Source organism: Qipengyuania sp. NPDC077563 (genome assembly GCF_044901345.1).
Taxonomy (GTDB): Bacteria; Pseudomonadota; Alphaproteobacteria; order Sphingomonadales; family Sphingomonadaceae; genus Qipengyuania; species Qipengyuania aestuarii.
The window spans coordinates 835989-852759 of the sequence record NZ_JBJDPC010000002.1 but is presented as its reverse complement, the minus strand read 5'-3'; the positions used below and the strand labels follow the sequence as shown (position 1 = coordinate 852759).

The window sequence follows — 16771 nt, the reverse complement described above, 5'->3', positions numbered from 1 at the left end:
ACCCGTCCGCCGCCAAGAGCGTAGCGGTGGCATTGGTATGAACACGTCAGATTTGCCCGGCTCCGCCCCCGAAAAGCGTCTTGCTCGCAAACCCCGCGTTATCGTGACGAGGCGGCTTGGCCCTGCCGTGGAAGATCGCATGAGCGCGCTATTCGACGCACGAACCAATGCGAGCGACATGCCTTTGACCCGCGAACAATTGGTCGAGGCAATGCAGCAGTGCGATGTCCTCGTCCCAACGGTTACCGATCGGATCGACGGAGACATGTTGGCCGAGGCCGGAGAAGATCTTGGCCTTATTGCGAATTTCGGGGCCGGGACTGAACATATCGACCTCAAGGCCGCGGCCGCACAGAAAATCATGGTGACCAACACGCCTGGTGTTTTCACCGACGATACCGCCGATCTTACGATGGCAGGGATCATCGGGGTCCCCCGCCGCGTTCGCGAAGGCGTCGAACTGATCCGCAGCGGAGAATGGAGCGGGTGGGCCCCCACCGCCCTGCTGGGACGCAAGCTTGGTGGCAAAACTCTCGGCATTGTCGGTATGGGCCGGATTGGCCAAGCTGTCGCGCATCGTGCCCGCGCGTTCGGACTCCAGATCGTTTACCACAATCGGAAGCGATTGCCGGAAGCTGTGGAACGCATGTTTGGCGCGACATACATTGGCAATCTGGACGAACTTGTTGCCCTGGCAGATATCCTCACCCTTCATTGTCCTGCGGGGCCGGACAATCACCATATGATCGATGCCCGGCGTATCGGATTGATGAAAGAGGAGGCCAGCCTCATCAATACGGCTCGTGGAGATCTGGTCGATCAGGAAGCACTGATCGCCGCCCTTGAAAGCGGGAAACTGGCAGGTGCGGGGCTCGACGTTTATCCCGATGAACCGCATGTAGACGAGCGCTTGATTCGGCATCCCAATGTCATGACGCTTCCCCACATTGGCAGTGCCACACGCGAAGGGCGTGAGGATTCGGGAATGAAAGTCATCGCCAACATCCGCATGTGGGCCGACGGTCACCGGCCATCGGATCAGGTGCTTAGCGGCCTCGCCTGAAGCCTTGCCGATCTCGAGCTATACTGTAAGCGGCTGGCCTCATGGATGAATTCGCAACCCGCATCGAAGCTCTCGAACATCAATGGATGCGCAGCTGGGTGCAGCGTGACCGCAACCAGATGAAATCGCTCGCCGCGCGCGATTTCATCTTTCTCCTGGGTTCCAAAAGTCCAGCGATACTTGACCGTGCGAGTTGGCTCGAAGCCGCGACAACACGCTTCCGCTGCAATGGGTATCGATTCGATGAAGTCTACGTACGACGCCACGGATCGATTGCGGTTTTTGCCACCCGGATGACACTGGATGCCACCATGGGTTCCGACGAGTGGTCCGGTGAAACCTGGCTGATGGATCTTTGGCAGAAGAGCAAAGTCCGGCACAAATGGCGGATTGTCGAACGAACAATATCACGCCCCGACACGGACATTAAAATGCCCGATGCGATCCGGTCGATGCAGCTCTGGCGCTAGGCCGCCAATTCCTTCCGCCCACTTCCCTTGATCATGCGCGCGGCTTGCGTTGTCGCGTCCCGGGTGTCCTGCGCAAGCTTCTTCACTTCGCTTGCAACCACCGCGAAACCGCGTCCATTTTCACCCGCATGCGCAGCCTCGATGGTCGCATTCAAGGCCAACATAGTCGTTTGGTTCGCGATCGCGTCAATTGTCGACACGATATTTGCGACCTCTCTCATCGTCTCCTCAAGGCGCTGATTCTGCTGACCGATGCGGGCTTCCAGTGTTCGGCTGTCTTCCAGCGCATCCTTGGCTTCACGCTCCAGGCCGATCTGATAAGTTACATCCGTTGCCAGCTTAACGACTTTGACGGGCTTGCCGTCCGCGTTCATCACCGGATTATAGGTCGCTTGCAGCCAGACATTGCTGCCATCACGGCGTTTACGGCAGTAAAGACCGGCATCGAAGCGACCTTGACCTAATTGCTCCCAGAACCGAGCATATTCTGCACTCGCAGCATGACTGTGTTCACAGAAAATCCGATGGTGCTTGCCCACAACATCCTCCAGGCGATAGCCCATCAGGTCGAGAAAATTCGTATTTGCGGACAGGATGGTGCCGTCGAGCCCGAATTCGATGACTGCATAGGATCGATCAAAAGCCTGGGTTTTTCCAGCGGTATCGGCGGCTTCCTCGAATTCGCTGGTCACATCCGCTGCGATCTTCAGGATGCGATCACACTGCCCATTCTCGTCGAACACCGGATTGTACGTGGCGCGGAGATAGATCGCAGATCCATCCCGCCGAACTCTCCTATAGGTACCTTCGTCGTAATTGCCCTTGCCAAGTTTCTCCCAGAACAGCCTATAGTCTTCCGAGTTGCGTAGGGCAGTTTCGCAAAACATTGAATGGTGCCGGTCGACAATGTCGTCGAGATCATAGTCCATCGCGTAACAGAATAGATCGTTCGCCCACAGCACATGGCCGCCAGGCGTAAACTCGGCGACCGCTTGCGAGCGGCAGACCGCGTCCCATGCGGATCGAAATTTCAGAGTTTCATTCACTTGATCGGCTCCGCTGAACTTCAGTCACCGGAGCTTCTAAGCGAACAATGGTAAATAAGTGATTAGGAACTCGTAATATATGTAAATGCCCCGCTCACTGTTCCAGTCTTTCGAGCCGGGAACTGACGGTTTCGATGACTGTCCGGACGGCGGAGCGGGAACAGCCCATCTCGAAGTGACGGACCGAAAGCTCGATCGCCTCGTCACATTCAGTCTCTCTGCCCCGCGCACTGGCGGGAGCGACAATCCCATCAATCGCCGACCAAAACGCGATTGTGTAAACGGGAGGCTTGCGGGCTGGATCATCGGGCAATGGCGGATCATCTACGGAGTGGTCGGCCAGAAATTCGTACAATCGCCACGCGTTGTTAGCCCTGCGGCTTCCTGAGAATGGAGTTCCCATGGTGGCCACCATAGCCACCTTGTCAGGATGACGCTGAGCAAGAACGCGGGCGTAGAAACCGCCGAGACTCCAGCCTATGAGGACTGGCTTGCGGTCCGAACCCGTGGCTATGTCGCAAAGACGGCTTTCGAGTGCTGCGAATTTTTCAGGAGAAACAGTAAGATTGCGACCGAGATTACCAGTGACAGGACAGTAATCTGCTTCAGCGAGAGAATGCCTGAGAAGCCCCGCCGAGCGGTCCCCAGACGCCATTCCAGGCAGAACGAGCACAGCGCGGCCGGCCCCTTTTCTACTTGTCAAAACCGGCCGTCGATAAGGTGCCAACACCATTTTCGGAATTGCCAGCGGCTCGGCCAGCCAGTCCGAAAGAGAGGGCGCCCGAATGTCATTCCTGGCGCCCTTCCCCTTCAAATCAATCTCCCGTCAGAATCCGCTCGACCAATTGCGCCACCGTTGGCGTAAAATTGTTCGAATAGAAGGGATCCTGCTTGAACCGGTAGGCTGCGTGTCCAGCGAAAGCGAGATTCTCGTCCGGGTCGCCGCCATGCGCGATATCCTGCAGCGTCTTCTGAATACAGAAGCTGCGGGGGTCGGCCAGACGTCCTGTGGTGTGGTTGTCGTGATCCTTCCAGCTAGAGAACTGGCAGTGCGAAAGACAGCCCATGCAAGCCTGCTGATCCGCGCGGATTTGTTCCGCGCTTTCCGGAGTGACGAAAACTACCGTATCGTCCGGTGTCTTGAGTGCCTCGGTAAAGCCCTCGTGCATCCATGCCTGGGCTTTCCTCTGGTCGCCCGGGTGAACGAAGAAGTATTTCGCTTTACCATGGTCCATCAGCGGGATGGTGCCCTCTTCCTCGTCACGCTTGAAGATCGGTATCTGGCGCTCACTGCGATGCATCAGATCATAGAGGAACGGCGTTTTCACCGCACTTGAATAAAAGCCGGTAGGGCTGAACTTGTGCAACAGGACATCACCCGGCTCGACCGTGCGCAGCATGTCCTTCCACACCTGCGGGATCGGGCTTTCATGCGTCAGCAGTGGGCGCGTACCGAACTGAAAGGCAATCTTGCCGAGTTCGGGATTGTCGATCCAGTCGTTCCATTCGCGCAAGAACCAGACGCCGCCCGCCATCACGATGGCGACCTCCTCCGAAACGCCTTCCTTGCGCATGGTTTCGCGCAATGCCTTTACGCGCGGGTATGGGTCTTCCGGCTTGGTGGGATCTTCGGCATTGGAAAGGCCATTGTGTCCGCCGGCAAGCCAGGGATCCTCGTAAACCACTGCTGCCAGCCATTCGGGGACCTTCGAATAGCTCCGCTTCCACAGCGCGCGGAAAGCGCGAGCAGAGCTTACGATCGGCAGATAGTAAACCTTGTGGTGGGCGGCGATTTCGGCGAGCTTATACGGCATGCCGGCGCCGCAAGTCACACCGGTGACCATGCCGGGACAATTTTCCAGCACGCCCTCCATGACCCGCTGGGCACCGCCCATTTCCCACAGCACGTTGATATTGATCGCGCCCTTGCCATCCGCAATTTCATAGGCGCGCTTCACCTGCTCGGTGGCGCCGTCGATCCCGTAGCGGACGAGCTGCTCGAAGCGTTCGACGCGGGTTGCCTGCGGATACACCTGCGGGACGGGATTTCCGTCCTCATCATAGGTGTCGGCATTCACCGCGCTGACGGTGCCGATGCCGCCGGCCGCAGCCCAGGCGCCCGAACTGAGATGATTCGTGGCCGAAACACCTTTCCCACCTTCGATTAGCGGCCAGACTTCACGTCCACCGTAAACAATCGGGGTCAGACCCTTGAAACTCATGCAATTTCTCTCTTTCAGCATTCGACCGCGATGCGGCCTCAGCCCTGCGCCATGCTTTCGTTGCGGCAGGGCTTGATCTCTCCTGGCTTGGGCCTGTTAGCCGTTGCCTTGAACTGTGCATAGTACCCCGCCAATTCGGGAGCATCCCTGAACGCCACCAATTCAAAACCGACGCGGCTGAATTCACACGACAGGAGCAGTGGGTCGATCCCGTGAGCGTCGGTGGGGCGGTCTATGTCGACTACGATTACCTGCCCACCCGCGCGCAAGGCAGGCCACATACGCCATAGGAACTCGTAGGGCTGCTCGATCTCGTGGTACATGTGAACCATGAAGATACGATCAAAGCTGTTATCCGGCAGCTTGGGGTCGGCGAATTCGCCCTGCCTGATCGAGACATTATCCAGACGGTAACGCTCCACACGCCGGGCAAGTCGGCCAAGCGCCTTCTGGTCGATATCCTGTGCAAGAACACGGCCTTCCGGGCCTACTTGCTCGGCCAGACGAACCGTATAGTAACCGTTTCCGGCCCCAATATCCGCCACTGTCATTCCGGGCCGGATTTCCGCAAGCTCCATTACCGTTTGCGCCTCGCCCCGGCTGTCGCGCTGGGTCTCTGTCGAGAACTGATTGGATCCGGCTTGGGAAACCGGCCTGTCGGGCGCAGGAAAAACCGACCCGGTATCGTTCGCACCCGAGCATGCACCAAGCAGGACCACCGTCAGGGCTAACGGCGCAAACCGCATCAGTCGGCGTCCTCGACCTCGACCGTTTCGCCGGTAACGCGTTGAGCGAGGGCGGCAGAAATAAAGGGATCCAGTGCCCCGTCGAGAACATCGTCCGGAGTTGGCGACGTCACGCCAGTGCGCAAATCCTTGACCATCTGGTAGGGCTGCAGGACATAACTGCGAATCTGGTGTCCCCACCCGATGTCGCTTTTTTCCTGATATTCTCCGGACGCTACCGCCTCACGCTCCGCCATCTCGCGTTCGAAAAGCCGCGCCTTGAGCATGTTCATCGCCGTGGCTTTGTTCTTATGCTGACTGCGGTCGTTCTGACTCGCCACCACAATGCCGGTCGGCTGGTGGGTGATGCGAACGGCGGAATCGGTGGTGTTGACGTGCTGTCCCCCTGCGCCCGACGCACGATAGGTATCAATCTTCAAATCCGATGGATTGATCTCGATGTCGATATCGTCGTCGATGACGGGATATACCCAGACCGAGCTGAAGCTGGTGTGGCGGCGCGCCGAACTGTCATAGGGACTGATGCGCACGAGACGGTGAACGCCGCTCTCGGTCTTTGCATAGCCATAGGCGTTCTCGCCCTTTAGCAGCAGCGTCGCGCTCTTGATGCCCGCCTGATCGCCCGACTGATGCTCGACCGTCTCAACCTTGAAACCGCGCCGCTCGCCCCAGCGAGCATACATGCGGAACAGCATTTCGGCCCAATCCTGGCTTTCCGTTCCGCCAGCGCCGGCATGAATTTCGAGATAGGTATCATTGCCGTCGGCCTCGCCCGAAAGCAGCGCCTGGACCTTGTCGCGATCGGCGCGATCGGCAAGTGTTTCCAGGCTGGTGAGGCCTTCGCGAATGATCTCATCATCGCCTTCATCTTCCCCCATGCCGACGAATTCGATGGCGTCCTTCATCTCGCTCTCAATCTCGCGCACGGTGTTGATTGCGGTCTCGAGACGCTTCTGCTCTTGTGTGATCGCCTGCGCCTGCTTGGGATCGTCCCACAGCGTCGGGTCCTGGACGCGTGCGTCGAGTTCATCGAGACGGCGCAATGCGCGCTCCCAGTCGAGCGATTGGCGCACCAGCGCCAGCGCAGCTTCGATACGGTCGATATAGGCCTGCCCCTCGGCACGCATAGACATTTCCTCAAAACGATATGTCCGCCCACCTAGCGTGCGGGCGTTGATTGTAAAGCGAAGGCGCAGCCGCGCCGGCTAAGTCTAGTAGATGCCGCCCTGGTCTTCGACGAAATCTTCCTGAACTTCCTCACGCGCTGCCCGGCGTGGGGCTCGAACACCCTCTCTCGCACGGCGTATCAGATCAAGAATTTCGCTGCGACGCGCAGCCAGTTCATCGGAGCGGGTCGACCGGGCCGGTTCGGTATCGGGCTTGAATGCCTCCCAGATAACCGCAGCCTTCGGATCATTTGACGGCGTTCCTTCGAACACGCGCTTGCCGGTCCGGCGGTCGATCTTGACCATCCGGATGCCGGGGGGCGCGATGAAATCGTCCGAGGTCCAGCGTTCGCGGGTGCTTTCGATGAACCGCTTCATGATCGGCGCGGCGGTGTTGCCCCCCTGCACCCATCCGCCGAGATTACGCGGCTGGTCGAATCCGACATACATGCCTGCGATGATGTCCGGTGTGCCGCCCACGAACCATGCATTCGTCGGACCATTTGTCGTGCCGGTTTTGCCAAACAGAGGAAGCTCCAGGCTGCGCAGCCGCACGGCAGTACCGCGCGTGACTACGCCCTGCAGCATATGGACTACCTGGAACGCTGTCCGCGGATCTAGCACCTGCCTGCCGCCCGGCTCGAAGCGCGGCATGGGCTGGCCGTCCCATTCGTCCATATTGCAGCTGCTGCATTCGCGATTGTCGCTGCGGAAGATCACCTTGCCCCGGCGATCCTGGACATAATCAATCACCGAACCTTCATGCTGCCGGCCCCAGTTCGCAAGCGCCGCATAGCCGTTGACCATATTGGCAACCGTCGTGTCCCCTGCGCCCAGCGCGAAAGAATAATATGGTTCATAATCGCCAATACCGAGACGTTTGATCGTCTTGGTCACATTCTGCATGCCGGTATCGTCGGCGATATGGATCGTCATCAGATTGCGGCTCTGCTCCAGACCCCAGCGCATGGTGTGCTCACCCCCGCCGCCGCCGCCAAAGTTGCGGAAGCACTTTTCGCCGAGGTTCGCACCCTGCCAAACGCAGAATGTCTGATCGGGCACCATGGTAGCTGGCGTCATGCCGTGATCGAGCGCAGAGGCGTAGACGAAGGGCTTGATGGTCGAACCAGGTTGCCGCAGCGCCTGCGTAGCGCGGTTAAAGCTGCCAAGGCGGCTGTCGAAGCCGCCCTGCATCGCCAGGATGCGGCCCGTTTTGGGCGATTCAGCAAGGAAGGCGCCGGACACTTCAGGCACGCCGCGAATGGCATATCCCGAGCCCGATTTTTCGACCGCCACGACATCGCCAACTTTCACCGACGACGGGGCGCCTGATAGATCGTAGTCCTGCCCATCGGTCATGCCGACTTTGGCGCCGGACCCACCCGTGGTGATTACGCCGATTTGCCAGTCCTTGTAATTGATCGAGATATTCGAGGAGGCAAGCTGGCCGTGCAAATCTCCGTTTTCCGGATTCAGCGTTGCGATCGGCCCGGTGTAGCCGCGATTGCCGTGATAGCTGAGCAGTTGCGCGCGCAGCGCATCACGGGCGGCATCCTGCAACTCGGTGTCGAGCGATGTGCGCACCCATAGACCGCCAGCGTAAACGCTGTTGCCGCCATCCTCGGCAGTTTCGCCAAACTTGTCGATCAGCTGCCGGCGTACTTCCTCGAGGAAATAGCCCGCATCCGCAGACCGTTCCGAGCGCTGCTGCACCAGTCCGAGCGGCTCGCTCTTCGCTGCAGCAGCTTCACCCGCGCTGACGAAATCGTTGGCCACCATCTGGTCGAGAACGAAATTGCGGCGCGATACTGCCAGATCCTCGTACCGCGCGCGGCCGTATCGCTCGGGCGCCTTGGGCAGGATCGCGAGGAACGCCGTCTCGTGCAGGTCGAGATCACCGACGTCCTTATCGAAATAGGCGCGTGCCGCTGCCTGTACGCCGAAGCTGCGACGTCCCAGCGGAATTTCGTTGAGATAAAGCTCGAGAATTTCCTGCTTCGTCAGGACTTGCTCGATGCGCTGCGCAAGGATCATCTCCTTGAGCTTGCGGGTTACCGAATATTCGTCACCGAGCAAAAGGTTCTTCGCTACCTGCTGGGTGATGGTGGATCCGCCTACAGCCCGCTCTCCCGAGCCATATTTGGTGGCGTAATCGAACACCGCATTAAGCGTGCCGGTAAAGTCGACACCGCTGTGGCTGAAAAAGGTCTTGTCCTCCGCCGACAGAAAAGCCTCGACCAGCGGCTGCGGGAAATCAACGTATTGAAGCTGAACGCGCCGTTCACGCGCATAGGAATGAACGATTTCCCCGTCCACGCCGCGAACGACCGTGGGCAACGGCGTTTCGTATTCGAGCAGCGAATCCGCTTCGGGCAAATTTCGTGCCAGCGATGCCCAAGCCAGTACCAACAGAATAAGCCCGATACCGATGAGGTAGGTCAACACGCGCAGCCGGCGGCTGTCCTGCCAATTTTCCTTCATCCAGGTGAACAGGTGCACGGGATCGCCGGTCAGGCGCTGGCGGACATATGCAAGATCGGGAATGGCAACCATATATGGACGACGCCTCTAGCACTTGTAATCTGGACATTGCCAGAACAAGAATCATCCGTTCTCAGCTTTCCGACTGGCGGACGAAGAATATCCTGATGGCGCGTGCCATCGTCTGGGCGAAGCGCCTTTGTCCTTCGGGCGAAGCAAGCCTTTCGGCATCCTGCGAATTGGAGATGAAGCCGCTTTCGAAAAGAACGGAAGGAATATCGGGCGCGCGCAGGACCGCCAGCCATGCCGAACGCCGCGCCTGGGGATGGAACTGGATCACCCCCTCCCCTTCCTGCTCGATGAGGCGCGCAAACTGATCCGACCGCTCCTGTGTACGGCGCTGGGAAAGTTCCACCAGGATGTTGGTGACGCTGTCGCTCTCCTTGGAAAGATCGACCCCGCCGATGGTGTCCGACGCGTTTTCCCGAGCGGCATACAGAGCGGCCGCCCGGCTCGATGCCTCGTTGGAAAGCGTATAGATGCTCGCGCCGGTTACATCCGCGCTGTCGCCTGCGCTGTCGGCATGGATTGAAAGAAAAAGGTCGGCGCCAAGGCGCTGCGCGATCCGGTAGCGCTCGTTATGAAGCAAATATTTGTCGTCGTCGCGGGTCAGCGCTACACGCGCGATCTTCTGACCCTCGAGCTCGTCACGCAAAGCCATGGCAAGCGCCAGCACGAGCTTTTTTTCGACATAACCGCCCGATGTCGCCCCCGGGTCGACACCGCCGTGGCCAGGATCGATTACGACCAGCGGCAGATCGGCGGCTCCCGAAACATCCGGCAGCGCCGCCCCATCTTCGTAGCCGGGCAAATCGGTCCGCATGATGAACCCTGCGCCCTTCCCCGCAAGGCCATTGCCGTTCGCGAGCAGCACGAGGCCGGCGATCAATACCGCCGGAACCAGGAAAATCGACAGAAGCTTGAGGCGCCGCGTCATGACCGGCAGTGGTTAGGGGCTAAGCACATGACAGTGCAATATAGTTGCCGTTGGATACCCACGGTGCTAGCGAATTGGGAAGCCGAACCCAAAGTGCCTCCGATCGGCGCGCTTCATTCGTGACGAAGAGGGTCACTTGATCCGGCTCACGCTTCCACCATTCCGGTGGCGGCAAAGAATGAACAGGTTGATGCTGGACAATTCCCTTTCCCTCCCGACGCATGTGATGCAGGTGCGCCAGCACTTCGCAGCCATGGCGGGACGGACCGCGCAAGAGTTGCGGAAGGAAGTCCTCGCAGACACGAAATCCCGGACCTCTGCAGAGAGAGCGAGCCGGTTCACAAATCCCGCAGATCCATCATGGGACAGCGGATTTCCAACACTGACGCGCGAAAGCTGCAGCGGGCATCGCCCGCGCACTCGCGCATGGAGACTAATCAATGCCAACGCGCATGCTCATCGACGCGCGCCACCAGGAAGAAACCCGGGTGGCAGTCCTCAAGGGAAACCGGATTGAGGAATTCGATTTCGAATCTGCCGACAAGCGGCAGATCAAGGGAAATATCTATCTAGCCAAGGTCACGCGGGTCGAACCCTCGCTTCAGGCAGCCTTCGTGGACTTCGGCGGAAACCGCCACGGTTTCCTCGCATTCAGCGAAATCCATCCTGACTATTACCAGATCCCCAAGGAAGACCGTGAAGCCCTGCTCGCCGCTGAAGCGGAAGTAGCCGAGGAAGAGCAACGTCTCCGCGCCGAAGAGGAAGAGCGCGGCGAAATGCCGGGCGACGAATATGACGCCGACGACGAAAGCTCGGAAGCCCTAGCCGAAGATCTCGCCGAAGATGGCCTGGAAGAGGTCGACACCTCGGACAAGGACGATGTCGCCACCATCGAGGAAGGCCATGTCGATGGCGACGATGTCGACGGCGACGATGACGACGACAGCGATGAAGATGACGATGGCGAGGACAAGCCGAAAGGCCGCGGTCGCCGTGGTCGCGGCCGTCGCCAGGGCAAAGGCGGTGGTCGCAGCCGCGCCAAGGAAGTGGACGATGCGCGCGCCCGCCGCATGGCGCTGCGCCGCAAATACAAGATCCAGGATGTCATTCAGCGCCGCCAGGTACTTCTGGTTCAGGTCGTCAAGGAAGAGCGCGGCAACAAGGGCGCGGCACTTACCACCTATCTCAGCCTCGCCGGTCGTTACACAGTGCTCATGCCGAACAGCAGCCATGGCGGCGGCATCAGCCGCAAGATCAATTCCGCCAGCGATCGCAAGCGCCTGAAGCAGGTAGTCAACGATCTCAGCCTGCCCAAGAGCATGGGCTTGATCGTTCGCACCGCGGGCCTGTCGCGCACCAAGACCGAGATCAAGCGCGATTTCGACTATCTCGCCCGTCTGTGGGACGAAATTCGCGAGAAGACGCTGGCCTCGGCCGCACCGGCGCTGATCCATTCGGATAGCGACCTCATCAAGCGCGCGATCCGCGACATCTACAACCGCGAGATCGAGGAAGTCGTTGTCGAAGGCGACGAGGGCTACAAATCGGCCAAGGCGTTCATGAAGATGCTCATGCCCAGCCACGCGCGGCGGGTGAAGCAATACGCCGACCCCGTGCCGCTCTTCCAGCGTTATGGCGCAGAAGACCAGCTCAAGGCGATGTACGATCCGGTCGTGCAGCTCAAATCGGGCGGTTACCTGGTGATCAATCCGACCGAGGCACTGGTTTCGATCGACATCAACTCGGGGCGCTCCACCAAGGAGCACAATATCGAACAGACCGCGCTCCACACCAATCTGGAAGCGGCCAAGGAAATTGCCCGCCAGTTGCGCCTCCGGGACATGGCCGGCCTCGTCGTGATCGACTTCATCGACCAGGAGCATCACTCGAACACGCGCAAGGTCGAGCGCGCGATGAAGGATGCGCTCAAGAACGATCGCGCTCGCATCCAGGTGGGCCGCATCTCGAGCTTCGGCCTGATGGAGATGAGCCGCCAGCGTCTGCGCACCGGTGTTCTCGAAGCGACGACCCGCGAGTGCCCGCATTGCGACGGGACCGGCTTGGTCCGGACGGCCAGTTCGGCAGGCCTGTCGGCGCTGCGCCTGATCGAAGAAGAAGCGGCCAAGGGCAAAGGCACGAAGATCCGTCTTGCGGCCAGCACCGAGGCCGCCGTCTATCTGCTCAATGAAAAGCGCAACGAGCTCGTGGAAATCGAGCAGCGTTACGGCGTGATCGTCGAAGTGGTGCCTGAAGGCGAAGACGAAGGCGCGAAAATGGCTGCGTCCAGCCACGGCCCCAAGCCCAAAGATGCACCGAAGTTCGAAGCGCTGGTCGAAGACGAAGATGAGGACGAGGATGACGATGTCGACACCTCGGACGATGATTCCGACCGTGACGACGATGGTCGTTCGAACAAGAAACGGCGGCGCCGGCGTGGCGGCCGCGGCCGGAACAAGAACCGGGATCAGAACGACGACCAGGATGATTCGGAAGACGATTCCGATGACAACGGCCAAGAGGAAACCGACGAGGATAACGGGGAAGATCGGCCCAAGAAGCGCCGTCGCCGCGGTGGCCGCCGTCGGGGCGGGCGTGGTCGCGGAAAGCCCAATGGCGATGAAGTGACGTCCGAGGATGCCGAAAAGCTGGAGCAGGTCTCCGAGCATATCGTCGAGGACATGACCGTCGTCGCAGGGCCTGACGACGCCCCGGAAACCGCCGAGGAAGCAGCCGACGAAAAGCCCAAGAAGCGGGCTCCGCGTCGGCGCAAGAAAACGGATGAGGCTGCGGAGACCGAAGCATCGGCCGAGACCGCTGCGGAAGAAACTGAAGAGAAGCCGAAGCCCAAGCGGACCCGCCGCAAGAAGGCCGATACCGAGACCACCGAGGCTACCAGCGAAGGTGACGAGGCGCCAAAGCCCAAGCGGACGCGGCGCAAGAAGGCCGATGCCAACACGGCACCTTCTGACGAGGCAGCATCAGGCGAAACTCAGGCCGAAGCCTCCGCTGAAAAGCCGAAGCGTACGCGCCGAAAGAAGGCCGCGCCGGAAGTGGCGGAGCAGGTCAAGGAAGACATGGCCGTCGTGGCTGGACCGGAACAGACTGCTCAGACAGCCGAAGCCGAAAACGACAAGTCCGAAGCAGCTGAAGCTGAGAAGCCGAAGGCGGATGCCAAGCCCAAGCGTGGCTGGTGGCAGCGCACATTCGGCGAATAAGGCTATTACCCTCTCCGCCGGTGCGAATATTCCGGGCCGGCGGAGAGGCCTGATCGAGAGTGCGGGCAGCTAAGGCAGTCCTTGATAATATCGGGCGCTTGGTAACCCGCCGCGCTCCGTCCTTTCGCTAGCGCCGGTGGGCAAGCAACTCGCGTACCACCTCCAGATCGGCCTGCTTGTCGACATCTACCGCCGCCAACCCGTCGCTCGCCGCGATTAGCTGCGCGGATATGCCGATCCTTTTCCCGAGCCTGTCCAGCCCTTCCTGAAGCGTCAGACGCCCCAGCAGCATGGAAATCAGCGTGCCCGGCCCAAGCCGTGCTGCGATTTTCCACGGCCTCTTGCGATCGGCCTCCACCATCGCCCAAGTATCTATGGCTTTCACCGCAGCGGGCGTCTGCAGGTAGAAGAGGTTGCATCCGGACCACTGACCGTCGGCAAAGCGCAAATAGGTCCGTCTTGTTTCAGGCATCGCCTGTTCGACCACATCACGGCGCGCAAGCATGACCGAAACGTCTGCATCCGGCCCCCTCTTCCCGATCAACTCGCGAACCCATTGAGGTTCCAGCAGCGCGTGATCGCTCGTGGTGACAACAAGAGGCGTACCCAGTGCCTGCAGCGCCAGCCCCACACTCGCGCTCGGGCCTCGTCCAGCTAAGAGGACTTCCGCGCCCAGGGCGGAAGCAAGATCCGCCACTGGCCCGTCGTCGCAACTGACGCCGACGCGCTCGATACCTGCCTCGCGCAAAGCTCCCACCACACGCGCAAGAAGCGGCTTTCCGTCAAGTTCGATAAGTGCCTTGTGCGGAACGCCCAGCGCCTCGGCAAAGGGATCGCCGCCGGGTCTGGTTCCGGCGAGTACGAGCGCGGCAGTCACTCTGTCCTGCCCGGTTCTACGCGCCAATTGCGGGCGGATGCGGCCTCTGGGTAACTCTCGATCATGAAGCGGCTGTAGCGTCCTCCGCGCGCCGCACACAATACAAACCCGCTGCATTCGGCAGACTTCGCTCAGCGGCCATTGCCGATCCGCCATTCCCGGCTTATTCGGCCCGCCATGAGCAAGACGCAGCGCATGCCCGCCATCGAAACCATCGGCACCAACCCAACGAAATTATGGGGCCTGTCGATGGAGGAACGGCATCGCAGGATCGGCGCGGCGAATGGCTACGACGGTTCGGCCGGTGATGCAGTCCTGCTGGTCAATGCGGCCTATGTGGCCGATCCGGCCTGGGTCCGTCACTTGGCCGCCAATCCCGGTCTCGTCCTTACCATCGACGGGACCCCAGCGCTCGCGCACGCCGTGGACCAGCCTTCTGCCAAAGCGCTGCGCCAGGCAATGCGGTCCGGTTCGGCAGTGCCGGAAGGCCTGGAACTGACCGTCTATCGCTACGAAGATGGCCCGACGATCGAGAACAAGCAGCTGCGAAAGCGGGAGACGCCTTTCCTCGCCGAACTGCAGCCGCAGACGCTGAAAAGCATTGAACGCGCTAGTTATTTCGGCGCCTACAAAGGCGTAACGGATGTTTTGACCAAGTACCTCTGGCCGGAATGGGCGCTATTCCTGACCCGTATCACGGCCAGGATCGGCATGACACCAAATATGGTGACAGCAATTGGCGCGATCCTGTGCGTCGCTGCGACAGTGGCGTTTGCTTTCGGCCATTATTGGGCCGGCATCGCAATGGGACTGGTGTTCATGGTGCTGGATACCGTGGACGGAAAGCTTGCGCGCTGCACGATCACTTCCAGCTGGTGGGGCAATATTTTCGACCACGGCATCGATCTGGTCCACCCACCTTTCTGGTGGTGGTTCTGGACAACCGGCCTCGTCTATTGGGGCCTCGCGCTGGACAGCACCACCTTCTGGTGGGTGCAGGGCGCGATTCAGGGCGGCTATGTCCTGCAACGCCTGATCGAGGGCGTCTTCATGCGCCGCAACGGCATGATGCATATCCACGTCTGGCGACCGTTCGACAGCTGGTTCCGGCTCATTACCGCGCGGCGAAATCCGAACATGGTCATTCTGTTCGTCTCGCTGCTCTTTGCCCGGCCCGACTTAGGCATCATTGCCGTCGCGTGGTGGACGGTCATTTCGCTTGCCGTCCATACAGTCCAGCTGGTTCAGGCGGAGATCGCACGGGCGCGCAAGGGCGAACAGTTGACCAGCTGGCTTGCAGGAGACGAAGCATGAACGAGACGATCGAAAAATTCGGCTATCCGGCCACCTTGCTGCGCGAACTGGACCACTGGGTAATCCTGCTGCGCCCTTCCCAGCCCACACTGGGCAGCCTGGTGCTCGCCGCAAAATCGGACGCCACCGAGTTTTCCGGCCTTCCCCCGGAAGCGCATGCGGAACTTTCGCAGGCAACACGGCTGATAGAGACCGCGCTCAAGTCCTTCGTCGATTATGCGAAGATCAACTACCTCATGTTGATGATGGTCGATCCGCAGGTCCATTTCCACGTCATCCCGCGCTATGACGGGAGCCGCGAATTCAACGGTGTAGCGTTCGAAGACGCAGGCTGGCCCAAGCTGCCCGACCTCGGCAGTGCACATGCACTAGGCGCGGATGAGGTAGATCTGCTCAAGGCAGAACTCACCCCACTCTTCAGCTGATCAGCCTTCCTTGGCCCAGCGATCGGTCAGTTCGGTCGCGGTCTCGATATCGTTCGAGAAATCGACTTCGGCCCAGTCCATGCCTTCGATGGATTTGGTGCCGACCTTCCCGCTGTCCGCGATCATGTCGATCACTTTGAGATACCAGTGATTGACGCCGTCGGGCGTCCGCATCGTCTGGCGTACGGTTTCGCGGAACAGTTCCACCCCTTCGCCGCGAAAGGCGAGGAAACCGATGGATTCCGCATTGCTGACTTCGGCCGTCAGCGTCTTGCCGATGCGCGCAAGCCGGCCATTCTGGCCCCGGCTCACCTTCATGTCGTCACTATCGTAAGCGGGCTTCACATCCACCGTCACCGCGATTGGCCAGTCGCTGCCTTCCTGCACCCGGCGCACGATGTCTTCCGAAACCAGCGTATCGCCATTGAGGATGAGGAAGTCGCCTTTCATCCGCTCGCGCACAATCCAGCACGAACCAAGATTGTCGGCAACCTTGAAGAAGGGGTTGAAATGGCAGGTGATTTCCACCCTCTGATCGTCGATCCGTGCGACATGCTCTTCAACCTGATCGGTCATGAAACCGGTGACGACGTCGATCCGCTTCACCCCTGCACGGGCCAGCATTTCCACCTGCCATTCAATGAGGGATTTGCCCGAAAAATCGATCAGGCATTTGGGACGTTCGGCAGTGAGCGGCAGCAGGCGGGAGCCCTGCCCTGCGCTCAGAAGGATGGCATGTTCTATCATGC

Annotated in this window: 14 protein-coding genes and 1 pseudogene; 6 read left to right on the top strand and 9 right to left on the bottom strand. The window is 60.0% G+C overall.

The genetic code is table 11. The features are described 5' to 3' along the window. Positions 1-37: 37 nt before the first annotated feature. On the top strand, positions 38-1063 hold the full coding sequence (locus ACI2I1_RS10135; RefSeq protein ID WP_404678993.1) for a 2-hydroxyacid dehydrogenase: 1026 nt from the start codon (positions 38-40) through the stop codon (positions 1061-1063). Positions 1064-1104: 41 nt separating this feature from the next. Further along, positions 1105-1533 carry a nuclear transport factor 2 family protein gene (locus ACI2I1_RS10130; protein WP_404678992.1) on the top strand — a complete coding sequence of 143 codons (429 nt, stop codon included), beginning with the start codon at positions 1105-1107 and terminating at the stop codon, positions 1531-1533. Here ACI2I1_RS10130 and ACI2I1_RS10125 read toward each other — a convergent pair. Beyond that, entirely contained in the window at positions 1530-2579 is a 1050-nt protein-coding gene (locus tag ACI2I1_RS10125; protein WP_404678991.1) for a methyl-accepting chemotaxis protein, read from the bottom strand. The two genes, ACI2I1_RS10130 and ACI2I1_RS10125, sit on opposite strands and share 4 nt — an antisense overlap. An 85-nt stretch (positions 2580-2664) precedes the next feature. Here ACI2I1_RS10125 and ACI2I1_RS10120 point away from each other — a divergent pair, with 85 nt between their 5' ends. Further along, the gene (locus ACI2I1_RS10120) at positions 2665-2967 is read left to right on the top strand and encodes a hypothetical protein (RefSeq protein ID WP_404679178.1); all 303 of its coding nucleotides are present in this window, start codon (positions 2665-2667) and stop codon (positions 2965-2967) included. Positions 2968-2994: 27 nt separating this feature from the next. Here ACI2I1_RS10120 and ACI2I1_RS10115 read toward each other — a convergent pair. The 6 genes and pseudogenes from ACI2I1_RS10115 to ACI2I1_RS10090 form a co-directional block, all read right to left on the bottom strand. Beyond that, a pseudogene (locus ACI2I1_RS10115) lies at positions 2995-3234 on the bottom strand (YqiA/YcfP family alpha/beta fold hydrolase); the annotation flags it as partial. A gap of 160 nt (positions 3235-3394) precedes the next feature. After that, positions 3395-4801 carry an NAD(P)H-dependent flavin oxidoreductase gene (locus tag ACI2I1_RS10110; protein WP_404678990.1) on the bottom strand — a complete coding sequence of 469 codons (1407 nt, stop codon included), beginning with the start codon at positions 4799-4801 and terminating at the stop codon, positions 3395-3397. A gap of 38 nt (positions 4802-4839) precedes the next feature. Beyond that, complete coding sequence (locus ACI2I1_RS10105) at positions 4840-5547, bottom strand: class I SAM-dependent methyltransferase (RefSeq protein WP_404678989.1); 708 nt, start codon at positions 5545-5547, stop codon at positions 4840-4842. After that, on the bottom strand, positions 5547-6674 hold the full coding sequence (gene prfB, locus ACI2I1_RS10100) for a peptide chain release factor 2 (RefSeq protein ID WP_224811506.1): 1128 nt from the start codon (positions 6672-6674) through the stop codon (positions 5547-5549). The genes ACI2I1_RS10105 and prfB overlap by 1 nt, the downstream gene beginning before the upstream one ends. A gap of 84 nt (positions 6675-6758) precedes the next feature. After that, the gene (locus tag ACI2I1_RS10095) at positions 6759-9194 is read right to left on the bottom strand and encodes a penicillin-binding protein 1A (protein WP_221542316.1); all 2436 of its coding nucleotides are present in this window, start codon (positions 9192-9194) and stop codon (positions 6759-6761) included. Positions 9195-9327: 133 nt separating this feature from the next. After that, positions 9328-10191, bottom strand: coding sequence for an N-acetylmuramoyl-L-alanine amidase (locus ACI2I1_RS10090; RefSeq protein WP_404678988.1), 864 nt, complete (start codon positions 10189-10191; stop codon positions 9328-9330). A 440-nt stretch (positions 10192-10631) separates the two neighbouring features. Here ACI2I1_RS10090 and ACI2I1_RS10085 point away from each other — a divergent pair, with 440 nt between their 5' ends. Continuing rightward, on the top strand, positions 10632-13406 hold the full coding sequence (locus ACI2I1_RS10085) for an Rne/Rng family ribonuclease (protein WP_404678987.1): 2775 nt from the start codon (positions 10632-10634) through the stop codon (positions 13404-13406). 127 nt (positions 13407-13533) lie between these two features. On the opposite strand, the gene ACI2I1_RS10080 is transcribed toward ACI2I1_RS10085, so the two are convergent. Next, a complete protein-coding gene (locus ACI2I1_RS10080) occupies positions 13534-14283 on the bottom strand; it encodes a nucleotidyltransferase family protein (RefSeq protein WP_404678986.1) in 750 nt (249 codons plus the stop codon). 177 nt (positions 14284-14460) lie between these two features. Here ACI2I1_RS10080 and ACI2I1_RS10075 point away from each other — a divergent pair, with 177 nt between their 5' ends. Together ACI2I1_RS10075 and ACI2I1_RS10070 are read left to right on the top strand one after the other, a co-directional pair. Continuing rightward, positions 14461-15597, top strand: a complete 1137-nt coding sequence (locus ACI2I1_RS10075; protein WP_404678985.1) for a CDP-alcohol phosphatidyltransferase family protein — start codon at positions 14461-14463, stop codon at positions 15595-15597. Next, positions 15594-16022, top strand: a complete 429-nt coding sequence (locus tag ACI2I1_RS10070) for an HIT family protein (protein ID WP_404678984.1) — start codon at positions 15594-15596, stop codon at positions 16020-16022. Before ACI2I1_RS10075 ends, ACI2I1_RS10070 begins: the two co-directional genes overlap by 4 nt. On the opposite strand, the gene ACI2I1_RS10065 is transcribed toward ACI2I1_RS10070, so the two are convergent. Further along, positions 16023-16769 (bottom strand): sugar phosphate nucleotidyltransferase, encoded by a 747-nt coding sequence (locus ACI2I1_RS10065; RefSeq protein ID WP_404678983.1) that lies wholly within the window; start codon positions 16767-16769, stop codon positions 16023-16025. Positions 16770-16771 lie beyond the last annotated feature (2 nt).